Source organism: Marinobacterium sp. xm-g-59 (assembly GCF_013283315.1).
Lineage (GTDB): Bacteria > Pseudomonadota > Gammaproteobacteria > Pseudomonadales > Balneatricaceae > Marinobacterium_E.
Genome location: NZ_WBYR01000024.1, coordinates 1 through 2,972 on the forward strand (window position 1 = coordinate 1; position 2,972 = coordinate 2,972).

Sequence of the window (2,972 nt, forward strand, 5' to 3'; positions counted from 1 at the left end):
CAGTGTCACTGTCACAGATCACTGCGGTTGCTGCCAAGTACGATATTAGTTTTGATGGTGAGCGCCCAGAGGGGACGATCACCTTTGATAGCGACGCCTTGATTGCCGGTGAGACCTCGGGTGTCACAGTGACCTTCGCTGAGTCTGTCACCAACCCTCGTGATGCCATCAGTGTCAGCAACGGTACGCTGTCACCGTTGGTGCCGGTGGAAGGTACTACCATTCCGCGTACGGTGTGGAAGGGTGTGTTTACCCCAACGCTGAAGATCCAAGCCGATGACACCACCTTGGTGCTGGATAACAGCCTAGTGACTGACAATGCTGGCAATACCGGTACGGGTCTGAGTGTCTCTAACCCAATCTCCATCGATACCCTGGGTCCTGTCGCAGAGCTTAGCTCTAGCGTGCTCTACAACGGTAACCGCCTGATCACCATCGATTTTGGTGAGCAGGTCACTGACTTCGATGTGAACGATATTGTCGTAACTAACGGCATTAAAGTGACCAGTGGCTTTACTGAAGTTCAAGCCGGTCAGGTCTACACCCTGGAAGTTGCTCCCACCGCGGCAGCACAGGACAACCCTACCGGTGATGTGACTGTCACGCTGCGCAAAGGCTCCATGACTGACAGCCTGGGTAACCTCAATGCCGAGCAGTCGATTGCGCGCCCTTGGGATATCCGTGCACCTGAAATCACAAAAATTAATGCTGCCAGCGGTTCATACACCGCCGGCGATACCATTGCGATTGCTGTTACCTACGATGAGATCGTCAACGTTGATGCCGTGAACGGCACACCGTTCCTGGCGCTGAACAACGGCCAAGTGGCCGAGTATGTGCGCGGCAGTGAGTCAAATACACTGGTGTTTGAATACATCGTGGTGCAGAACGATCAGGTCGATGCGCTGAATGTGCAGGCACTGGTGAAAGACGGTGCCAACATTACTGACAATGCCGGTAACGACGCAAAAACATACATCACGCCGGGTGCGAACTTAAGCAATAACGCGATTGTTGAGATCGACGGCGTTGCTCCAACGATTGTCACCATCTCTGCGGCAGAGGACGCGCTCTATCTGGCAGGTGATAGCGTTGAGCTGTGGGTACAGTTCAGCGAAAACGTCTACATCGACTTTACCAACGGTTCACCGATCCTTGCACTGAGCAACGGTGCGGTCGCTGAGTACGTGGATGGTGATGGTTCAAGCTTCCTGAACTTCCGTTACACCGTTCAGCCAAATGACTTTGATACCACCGATCTGGATGTACATGCACTGATCACTAACGGCTCGGTGTTTAAGGACATCTCCGGCAACGAAGCCAATATGGCGATCCTGAGCGATAACAGCCGATTGGCGTACCGCTCGGATGTGGTTGTGGATGCGGCCACACCATACATCAACACCATCTCTGCCAATGCCGGTCACTACAACGAAGGCGAGATTATCGATATCGCCCTGGGTTGGAACAAACCGGTTGAGATGAACGATGCGCTGGGTACCCCAGATCTGAAGCTAAGCAACGGCGAAATCGCCACCTACAACGCCGCAGCCTCTACACCAACACGCCTAGTCTTCAGCTATGCCGTTAAAGCGACTGATTTTGAGTCGGACGCACTGGCGATTGCTGAACTGCGCACCAATTACGCGACTTTCAACGGCGTTGTTGCTGGTGAATCTGCTGACCTGACCCTGCCAAACGGCGGTGCGATCGCGCAGGCTGAGGGTGGGATCTTTATTGATCTGACGCTGCCGGAAATTGCTGTTGATGCAAATGGTGAAGCACAGATTAGCATCCTTGATGCAAACGGATCTTCCGACCTCAGCGCAGGTGAAGCTGCGACGCTAACAATTACGTTCAACGGTGCAGTTAAAGAGCTGCGCCCAGAGTTCTTCAACATCGAGAACGGCGCGCTGAGCAACCTCAGCAGTGAAGATGGCATGACCTGGACAGGCACGTTCATTCCACTCAAAGACACTCAAGCCGGTGAACAATCTCTCAGCTTGAACCTCAATCTGATCTCAGATCTGGCCGGTAACTTCGGCGAGGGCGAATCGCCAGCAGCAAGCTACACCCTCGATAGCGCCTACCCAACCGTCGCTATCCGCTCGGATGCGGACGGCATCGTTAATGGCGATGTACGCATGGTGGTGAACTTCTCTGAGTCGGTACAGGATTTTGACCTGACTAAACTGTCAGTCGAAGGCGGTACCATTGATCAGCTGAGCCTGGAGACCCCCGATAACTCGGGTCGTCCTGAAGGCGAATACAGCTTTGTTGTGACCCCCGATCGCAATAGCACGCAGCCGATTAAAGTGCGCGTGATGGACGGTGTGGTCAGCGATGAGGCTGGCAACCCCAACAAAGCGTCGGATGTTCTGCTCCAGCCAGTCGATACGGTGAAAGCGAAGATCGAAGGTATCCACGCAGAGGCCGGAGCCTATGCGGTGGGTGATACCGTTCAACTGACCGTGAAATTTACTGAACAAGTGGCCCTCGAGGACCGTCCAGACGATCCGGATAGTCCGCGTCTGCCGACCCTTTTCCTTAATAATGGTGAGCTTGCGACGTATGTCTCGGGTTCAGGTTCTGACGCGTGGGTGTTCGAATACACCTACAGCGCAGACCACGCGGAAGGCCACCCACTGCAGGTGATCACCTTCCTTGAGAATGACAAGCTGGTAGTGGATGAGGCCGGTAACCGTGCCAACACTATCCTCGGGTCGAACAACCGTCTGCAGGAATCTGTAGTCGTGGATGGTACCGAGCCTGTGGTACTGGGCTTTAGCTCAGTCGAAGCGACCTATAACAGCACCGAAGCGTCTGAAAATGGCATGTACAACACCGGTGATGTGATCTGGATTAAATTGACCGCTTCAGAGTGGCTCAATGTGGACACCACTGAAGGGCGTCCAACGCTTCTGCTCGAAAACGGCGGCACCGCGACCTACGTATCGGGTACCGGTTCGAAC

1 protein-coding gene is annotated in these 2,972 nt (G+C 54.1%); it reads left to right on the plus strand.

Annotated features, from left to right (window positions below; translation table 11 throughout):
* On the plus strand, positions 1–2,972 hold a 2,972-nt coding region (locus tag XMG59_RS11940; RefSeq protein WP_173498803.1), incomplete at both ends, for an Ig-like domain-containing protein.